Consider the following 326-nt stretch of genomic DNA (forward strand, 5'->3'; position numbering starts at 1 on the left):
TGTGGGTCAACCGCAACCTGCTGGCGGGGGTATTCAATACCAAGGCCTACCGCAAGGCCGAAAGCGATGCGCTGGACCACGCCTTCTACTGGCTGGAGGTGGTCGACCTGGTCGACTGCGCCAACCGCCTGGCCGGTGAGCTGTCGTATGGGCAGCAGCGCCGCCTGGAAATCGCCCGCGCCATGTGCACGCGACCGAAGATCATCTGCCTGGACGAACCGGCGGCGGGCTTGAACCCGCAGGAAACCGAGGCACTTAGCCAGATGATTCGCGTGCTGCGTGACGAGCACGACATCACCGTGGTGCTGATCGAACACGACATGGGC

At 63.8% G+C, this 326-nt stretch carries 1 protein-coding gene; it reads left to right on the forward strand.

The window, feature by feature from the left end; translation table 11 throughout:
• On the forward strand, positions 1-326 hold a 326-nt coding region (locus GYA94_RS27530), incomplete at both ends, for an ATP-binding cassette domain-containing protein (protein WP_161893538.1).

It is taken from the genome of Pseudomonas juntendi, assembly GCF_009932375.1.
GTDB lineage: Bacteria > Pseudomonadota > Gammaproteobacteria > Pseudomonadales > Pseudomonadaceae > Aquipseudomonas > Aquipseudomonas juntendi.